Origin of the sequence: Methylobacterium sp. WL18 (assembly GCF_008040015.1) — a bacterium.
Lineage (GTDB): Bacteria > Pseudomonadota > Alphaproteobacteria > Rhizobiales > Beijerinckiaceae > Methylobacterium > Methylobacterium mesophilicum.
This window is the reverse complement of record NZ_VRVD01000200.1, coordinates 1-7,765: the sequence shown is the minus strand read 5'-3', so window position 1 is coordinate 7,765 and position 7,765 is coordinate 1. Positions and strand designations below refer to the sequence as shown.

At 70.4% G+C, this 7,765-nt stretch carries 7 protein-coding genes; 5 read left to right on the top strand and 2 right to left on the bottom strand.

Annotated elements, in window-relative coordinates; genetic code table 11:
* Positions 1-1,520: GumC family protein (locus tag FV228_RS15295; RefSeq protein WP_187277763.1), on the bottom strand; the 1,520-nt coding region annotated here is incomplete at its 3' end.
* A gap of 137 nt (positions 1,521-1,657) precedes the next feature.
* Positions 1,658-2,989 carry a polysaccharide biosynthesis/export family protein gene (locus FV228_RS15290; protein ID WP_147855405.1) on the bottom strand — a complete coding sequence of 444 codons (1,332 nt, stop codon included), beginning with the start codon at positions 2,987-2,989 and terminating at the stop codon, positions 1,658-1,660.
* Positions 2,990-3,254: 265 nt separating this feature from the next.
* On the opposite strand from FV228_RS15290, the gene FV228_RS15285 reads away from it, so the two are divergent.
* The 5 genes from FV228_RS15285 to FV228_RS15265 all read left to right on the top strand — a co-directional run.
* The gene (locus FV228_RS15285) at positions 3,255-3,785 is read left to right on the top strand and encodes an acyltransferase (protein ID WP_147855404.1); all 531 of its coding nucleotides are present in this window, start codon (positions 3,255-3,257) and stop codon (positions 3,783-3,785) included.
* 14 nt (positions 3,786-3,799) lie between these two features.
* The gene (locus FV228_RS15280) at positions 3,800-4,828 is read left to right on the top strand and encodes a Gfo/Idh/MocA family oxidoreductase (protein WP_147855403.1); all 1,029 of its coding nucleotides are present in this window, start codon (positions 3,800-3,802) and stop codon (positions 4,826-4,828) included.
* Positions 4,825-5,940: a DegT/DnrJ/EryC1/StrS family aminotransferase gene (locus FV228_RS15275; RefSeq protein ID WP_147855402.1), complete on the top strand. Its 1,116-nt coding sequence runs from the start codon at positions 4,825-4,827 to the stop codon at positions 5,938-5,940. The genes FV228_RS15280 and FV228_RS15275 overlap by 4 nt, the downstream gene beginning before the upstream one ends.
* Positions 5,941-5,971: 31 nt before the next feature.
* Positions 5,972-6,955 carry an SDR family NAD(P)-dependent oxidoreductase gene (locus FV228_RS15270; RefSeq protein ID WP_210247801.1) on the top strand — a complete coding sequence of 328 codons (984 nt, stop codon included), beginning with the start codon at positions 5,972-5,974 and terminating at the stop codon, positions 6,953-6,955.
* Positions 6,952-7,765: DegT/DnrJ/EryC1/StrS family aminotransferase (locus FV228_RS15265; RefSeq protein WP_147855400.1), on the top strand; the 814-nt coding region annotated here is incomplete at its 3' end. The genes FV228_RS15270 and FV228_RS15265, both read left to right, overlap by 4 nt.

Below are 7,765 nucleotides of genomic sequence, written 5' to 3'. Positions count from 1 at the left end.
AGGCAGGACAGGCCCTGGCCGGTGATCTGCCCGGGCGACCGCAGGGTCCGGTCGAACCAGTGCCGCGCGAAGGCGGCGCTGACGCCGAGGCCGGCCCCGACCAGCATGCCGAGCATCACGATCAGGCCGCCGCGCGGCGCGCTCGGGCGCTCCGGGACGGTGGCCGGGGTGATCACGTGCGCGGAGGGCTGCGGGTAGGATTGCTGGTTGACCGCGTCGATGTAGCGGCTGAGCAGGTTCGTGTAGATCTGGTCGTAGGTCTCGGCCGCCCGGTCGAGCTCCTTCGCCTTCACCCGCGCCTCGCTGGTCACCAGCGTCTTCGAGATCAGCGCGTCGAAGGACGCCGACATGCTGTCCTCGCGGGCCTTGGCGACCTCGTAGTCCCGGTCCAGGGAGGCGGCGAGGCGCTCCAGTTCGGCCCGCAGGGATTGCTTGGCCGCCAGCACGTCCTTCTGGATCGCCGTGACCGCGTCGTGGTCGGGGCCGAGGCGGCGCTTCAGGTCGTCGGCGCGCTGCACCAGGTCGACATACTGCTTGCGCAGCTGGATGATCACCGTGTCCTTGAAGGCCTCGGTGATGCCGGGATCGGCGATATCGGAGGCCAGCAGCGCGCGGATCTGGTCGCGGGTCGAGCGGGCGTCCACGGTCCTGGACCGGGCGGAGGCGACCGCGGTGTTGAGTTCCTCCAGCTGCTGCTCGCCCACGAGGCCGCGCTTGCCGAGATCGATGATGGCGTGCTCGGCCTTGTAGGTCTGGGCCTCGCGGGAGGCCGCGCTGGCGCGCTGCTGCATCTCCTTCAGCCGCGGCAGGATCCACTCGCCGGCGACCTTCCAGATCTGCGACCGGTTCTCCAACTGCGTGGCCACGTAGGCGTCCGCCACCGCGTTGGCGACGGCGGCCGCGGTCGTGGGGTTGTCGAGGCTGTAGCCGACCTCGATGACGTAGGCCGCGCCGATGCGGGCGGCTTCCAGGTTCTCCCGCACGGTCGCGGCCTGGCGCTCGTCCGGGCCCACCGCGACGCCCGGCTTGGGAGCGGGGGAGAGGCCGATCAGGCCGGCGACGAACAGCTTGACCGCGCCGACGCCCTCCCGGACCCGCGCCACCAGCGGGTGCGGCGGCACCGACAGGTCCTGCGTCGGCGCCAGGCCGAGCCGGTGCACCGCGGCCAGGGCGATCTTCTCGGAGCGGATGTACTCGACCTGGCTCTCGACCTCGGGGATCTCCAGGGGGGTCGCGGCGCCGGGCGTGTCGCGGGCCGTGACCGGGCTCGACCGGCTCTCGATGTAGACCCGCGCCCTGGCGGTGTAGATCGACGGTGCGGTGGCGACGTAGATGATCGCGGCGATCAGCCCGACGCCGCTAAGCGCCAGGATCGACCGCCAGTTCCGCCGCATGATCGTCAGGATCGCGACCTGGGAATCGGGATCGGGCGTCCGTGGCGCGTCCCGCCACGGCCTGCCGGCGCCGGTGCCCACGGGGTCGGCCCGCAGGAAGGCCGCGCTGGTCGAGTGTCTGTTCATGGCGTGTCCCTCACCGGGGCGGGGTTTGCGCATCGTCTCGGATCCCGGATCCTGAACGACGCGCTAAGCGCTTGTTCTGGAATATTTTTTCCCGAAGGCCGGCGGTCGCCGTCCGGCGCGATGGGCATCCGGTGGCGTCAGTTCTGGCCGGCGCCGTCGCCGATCCCCCGCATGGCGGGGTCCGGCTTGAGCACCACCTCCACGACGTCGCCCGGCTGGAGCTCCATGTCCTCGGCGGCGTCGACCGCGCTCGGGGTGGTGCTGTTGGGGCGGAAGACGGCGATCGACGCCCGGGCGCGGCTGCCGGACAGGAGCTGGCTGCGCAGGGCGCCGGTATAGACCAGCTTGTCGTTGATGCTGTTCAGGCGCGAGCGGAGCGCGGTCAGGTTGTCTTCCGAGACCTGCAGTTTCTCCATGGCGTCCAGGGCCTGCTGGTCGTCGACCCGTTCGAGCTTGCGGGTCAGCTCGCCCTTGTCGCGCTCCAGCTGCGCCACCTGGACGGTGGTCTGGAGCGCCCGGGTCGAGGACAGCAGCACCGCCCGGCGGGCATCCGTCAGCCGCGTCGTCACGACGGCGCCGCGCTGGAACAGCGCCCGCACCGCGTCGTAGTCGTCGGCGTCGGCGGTGACGCCCTCCTTCTCCTTGGCCTGCTGCTCGGTCAGGCTGACGAGCTGGTTCTGGGAGCGGGTCAGCGCGCGCTGCAGGTGCTCCTTCTCCTTGGCGACGTCGGACATCTGCACGCGCAGCTGCTGCTCGGCGAGCTTCTGCGCGACGCTCGCCCGGACCGGCGGGACGTTCGGGTCCGCCCCGGCCGGCGCCGCCTTGTCGGCCCGTGCCGCCGCGATGACCGCCTTGAGCCGCCAGACGTTGGCGCTCTCGCGGGCGATGCTCGCCCAGACGCTGTCGTACTCGGCGCGCAGGTTGGCGCTCTCGACGACCGGGTTCTCCATCCGGAAGCGCAGCAGGTTGTAGCCGCCCGCCAGCGCCACCGCCTGCCGGACGGTCATGCCCGGATGGAACGGGTGCTCGCCCTGCTTGGTCACGTCGCCGCTCAGGTAGACCGGCTGGTACTTCGCGATCCGCACCCCGATCTCGTCGGGCTCGATCACGGCGATCGATTCCTTGCCCTCCGCGTTGCGCTGCCGCACCGCCTTGGCCGGCAGCGCCTTCTGCAGGGTCTTGCGGAACTCCGAGACCGTCAGCCCGACCGCCGGCACCTCGCCGAGAAGCGGCACCATGACGGTGCCGTCGATCCCGACCGTGGCCTCCTGCTTGAACCCGGGAATGCTGAGCGCCGTCACCTCGAGGGAATCGCCCGCCGCGATCCGGTATTCGGCGAAGGCCGGCTGCGCGGCCAGCGTCAGCAGGATCGCGGCGCTCGCTGCGAAGACTCTTCGCAGCGACGCGCCGCTGCGGACGGGCTTACCTGCGAAGACCTCGGGACAGGCCGGATGGGACCAGGTGTTCAACGCGTCGTCCCTTCATGCTCGGGCACAGCTCAGCCTGCATGATGCGCAGCGGCGCAGTTCGCCGGGACTCGTCCAAAAGGAGGCCGGCGTTCCGCTTCGGCGCGGCGCCTTGCGCCTTTCGAGGTAGGCCCCCGGGGGCCGCGCCGCCCCGGGGAAGCGCGGTGCGCCTTTCGGGGGAGGACCGGTATCGAAAGCCTGGGTTCCCGATCGTCCGCAGGTCCGCGCAGTTTTGCCGCACAGAAGTTCGGCAAAAGGAGCTGCGGGGATGCCGATTACCGATGCGGATATTGAGCGAGACGTGGGTATCTTTTACCCAGATCTCGTTAATATTTATGGATGTGAAATAAAGACCGGGTCGCGCATCGGACCCTTCGTCGAGATCCAGCGCAACAGCACCATCGGCCCCCGCTGCAAGATCTCCTCGCACACCTTCATCTGCGAAGGCGTGTCGATCGGCGCGGAAGTCTTCGTCGGGCACGGGGTGGTCTTCACCAACGAGCGCTATCCGGAAGCCACGAACGACGACGGCAGCCTGAAGCGCGACGGCGACTGGGAACTCGTCGAGACCCTGGTCGGGGATCGCGCCTCGATCGGCTCCAACGCCACCATCGTGGCCGGCATCACCATCGGGGAGGGCGCCCTGGTCGGCGCAGGCGCGGTCGTGACCCGCGACGTCCCGCCCTACGCCATCGTCGCCGGATGCCCCGCCCGGGTCATCGGCGACACGCGCCAGAAGCGCGCCCGGTCCCAACGGCCGTCCCGGCCGGCGGCGGCCGAGCCTCTGCAGATCGCTTGAGGGGACACACGCACATGATCGCCATCGGAATCGTCGGCTACGGCTACTGGGGGCCGAACCTGGCCCGCTGCACCTCGGAGACCGAGCAGTGCCGGCTCGCCGCCATCGCCGACCAGTCGCCCGCTGCGCTCGCCCGGGCGGGCAAGCGCCATCCCGCGGCCGAACTCCACCAGGATTGGCGCGACCTCATCGCGGATCCCGAGATCGACGCCGTCATGGTGGCGACGCCGGTGAGCTCGCATTTCGAGATCGCCATCAACGCGCTCCGGGCCGGCAAGCATGTCTTCATCGAGAAGCCGATCACGTCCTCGGCCTTCGAGGCGCGGCTGCTGATCGAGGAGGCGGCCAAGCGCAACCTGACCCTGATGGTCGATCACACCTTCGTCTACACGGGCGCGGTCGAGAAGATCAACGATCTGATCAAGGACGGCGCGCTCGGCGAGGTCTTCTACTACGACTCGACCCGGGTGAACCTCGGCCTGTTCCAGCGCGACGTGAACGTGATCTGGGATCTCGCGGTCCATGATCTCGCGATCCTCGACCATGTCCTGGACCTCGCCCCGGTGGCGATCTCGGCGAGCGGCACCGGCCATTTCAGCGGCCGCCCCGAGAACATGGCCCACCTGACGATCTTCTACCCGCGCGGCGTCGTCGCGCAGATCAACGTCAACTGGCTGGCCCCCGTGAAGGTCCGGCAGACGCTGATCGGCGGCAGCAAGAAGATGATCGTCTACAACGACTTGGACCCGATCGAGAAGGTCAAGGTCTACGACCGCGGCGTCACCGTCGGCGACGGCTCCGGGGACATCACCGAACTGATGGTCTCCTACCGGACCGGGGACATGTGGTCGCCGCACCTCTCCTTCCGCGAGGCGCTCGTCGTCGAGATCGAGCACTTCGTCGACTGCATCGAGACCGGCAAGGCGCCGAAGACCGACGGCCACAGCGGCTTGCGCGTGGTCGAACTCCTCGAGGCCGCGATGCGCTCCCTGCGCCAGAACGGCCACCCCATCGACCTCATGCCACTTGCGAGGGCCTCGTGATCCCGTTTCTCGACCTCAAGGCGCAATACGCGGCCATCGGCGGCGACGTCGAGACCGCCGTCCTCAACGTCCTGCGCAGCGGCGACTTCGTCCTCGGACCGGCGGTCACCGCGTTCGAGGCGGCCTTCGCCGAGGCCTGCGGCGCCAAGCACGCGGTGGCCGTCAGCAGCGGCACCGCGGCGCTCCATCTCGCGCTGCTGGCCCTGGATATCGGCCCGGGCGACGAGGTGATCACGGTCTCGGCCACCTTCGTGGCCACCGTCGCGGCGGTGCTCTATGCCGGCGCGACGCCGGTCCTCGTCGACATCGACCCGGTGAACTGGACCATGGATCCGGCCCTGGTCGAGGCGGCGATCACGCCCCGCACCAAGGCGATCCTGCCGGTGCACCTCCACGGCCGCATGGCCGATCTGGACGCACTCGGGGCCATCGCCCGGCGCCACGGCCTCGCCCTGGTGGAGGACGCCGCGCAGGCGCATCTCGCGGAGCGCGGCGGCCGGAAGGCCGGCACGATCGGGGATATCGGCTGCTTCAGCTTCTATCCCGGCAAGAACCTGGGCGCGTACGGCGAGGGCGGTGCCATCGTCACCGACCGGGACGACCTCGCCGAGGCGGCGCGGTGCCTGCGCGACTGGGGCCAGCAGGGCAAGTACAACCACGTCCGGCACGGCTTCAACCTGCGCATGGACGGGGTCCAGGGCGCGGTCCTGGGTACCAAGCTTCCCTACCTGGAGGGCTGGACCCGGGCCCGTCAGGCGGTGGCGGCCGAGTACGGGGCGCGGCTCGCGGGTCTCGGGCTCGATCTGCCCGGCGCGGCCGGACGCGACCACGCCTTCCACGTCTACGCGGTCAGCACCCCCGACCGCGAGGGCCTGCGCCAGCACCTGACCGAGGCCGGGATCAGTACCGGGATCCACTACCCCGTCCCGGTCCACAGGCAGCCCGCCTACCGCCATCTGGACGATGGGACCGGCCGCCTGCCGGTCACCGAGCGCCTGGCCGCCCGGACCCTGTCCCTGCCGATGTTCCCGGAACTGACGTCCAGCCAGATCGACAGCGTCTGCCGGGCCGTCTCGAGCTACTGCGAGGTCGCCGATGCAAAAGCTGCGTGATGTCAGCAAGGGAAGCCGCTTCGCCGGCGACCTGCGCGGGACCCGGATCCTCGTCACCGGCGGATCCGGCTTCATCGGATCCCACATCATCGACCTGCTGGTCGAGGCCGGCTGCGACGAGATCGTGGCCGTCGACAACATGGTCCGCGGGCGGCCCGAGAACCTGAAGGACGCCCTCGGCTCGGGCCGTGTCCGGCTGGTGCAGGGCGACATCCGCGACCGGGCCCTGATGGACGGCCTGGTCAAGGGCACCGACGTGGTGTTCCACCAGGCGGCCCTGCGGATCACCCAATGCGCCGCCGAGCCGCGCCAGGCCTTCGAGGTGATGGCGACCGCGACCTTCGACCTGCTGGAGCGCTGCGTCGAGGCCGGCGTCGCCAAGGTGGTGATGGCCTCGTCCGCGTCGGTCTACGGCATGGCCGAGAACTTCCCGACCACGGAGAAGCACCACCCTTACGACAACCGCACCCTCTACGGGGCGGCCAAGTCGTTCGGCGAGGGCCTGCTGCGCTCGTTCAACGACATGTACGGCCTGGATTACGTGGCGCTCCGCTACTTCAACGCCTACGGGCCGCGCATGGACCTGACCGGCCGCTACACCGAGGTGATGGTGCGCTGGATGCAGCGCCTGGCCGAGGGCCAGTCCCCGATCGTGTTCGGCGACGGCCTGCAGACCATGGACCTCGTCCATGTCCGCGACATCGCCCGGGCCAACATCCTGTCGGCGACCGCACCGGCCACCGACGTGGTGCTGAACGTCGGCACCGGCGTGGAGACCTCCCTGGTCGATCTCGCCGGCCATCTCACCCGGATCATGGGCCGTGACGGCACCCCGCTGATCCACGAGGCCGAGCGCGCCGTGAACCCGGTGCCCCGGCGCCTGTGCGACACCAGCCTCGCCCGGGATCTGATCGGCTTCGAGGCCGAGATCGGGGCGGCCGAGGGGCTGGCCGACCTGGTGTCCTGGTGGAGCGACGAGGCCGGTTCGGATCACCTGAGGCGGGCGCTGGCATGATCCCGATCGCGAAACCCGATGTCGGCGAGCCGGAAGCGGAGGCCGCCGCCGCCGTCGTCCGCTCCGGCTGGCTGACCCAGGGGCCGCAGGTCGCGGCCTTCGAGGCGGAGTTCGCCGCGATCGTCGGCGCGCCCCATGCCTGCGCGGTCTCGAACTGCACCACCGCGCTGCATCTCGCGCTTCTCGCCGCCGGGGTCGGACCCGGCGACGAGGTGGTGACGGTGAGCCACAGCTTCATCGCCACCGCCAACGCCATCGCCCAGTGCGGGGCGACGCCGATCTTCGTGGACATCGACCCGGCGACCTTCAACATGGCCCCGGAGGCCGCCGCCGCGGCGGTGACCGAGCGGACCAGGGCGATCGTCTGCGTCCACCAGATGGGCATGCCCTGCGACCTCGAGGCCATCGTGGCGCTCGGGCGCCGGTCCGGCATCCCGGTGATCGAGGACGCGGCCTGCGCGATCGGCTCCGAGCGGCTCCACGGCGACGTCTGGCGGCCGATCGGCGGACCCGCAGGCGACGTCGCCTGCTTCTCGTTCCACCCGCGCAAGGTCCTGACCACCGGCGACGGTGGCATGATCACGACGGCCAATCCCGACTGGGACCGCAAGTTCAGGCTGTGGCGCCAGCACGGGATGAGCGTGTCCGACGTGGCGCGCCACGGCAGCGCCCGGGTGGTGGCCGAGGCGTACACGGTCGCGGGCTTCAATTACCGGATGACGGACGTGCAGGCGGCCATCGGCCGTGCGCAGCTCACCCGGCTGCCCGGCCTGATCGCCCGCCGGCGCGCCCTCGCGGACGGCTACCGGG

Bases quoted from the DNA above. Each gene is read 5' to 3' on its own strand.
- FV228_RS15280 (WP_147855403.1), top strand. From the start codon at position 3,800: ATGATCGCCATCGGAATCGTCGGCTACGGCTACTGGGGGCCGAACCTG.
- FV228_RS15285 (WP_147855404.1), top strand. From the start codon at position 3,255: ATGCCGATTACCGATGCGGATATTGAGCGAGACGTGGGTATCTTTTAC.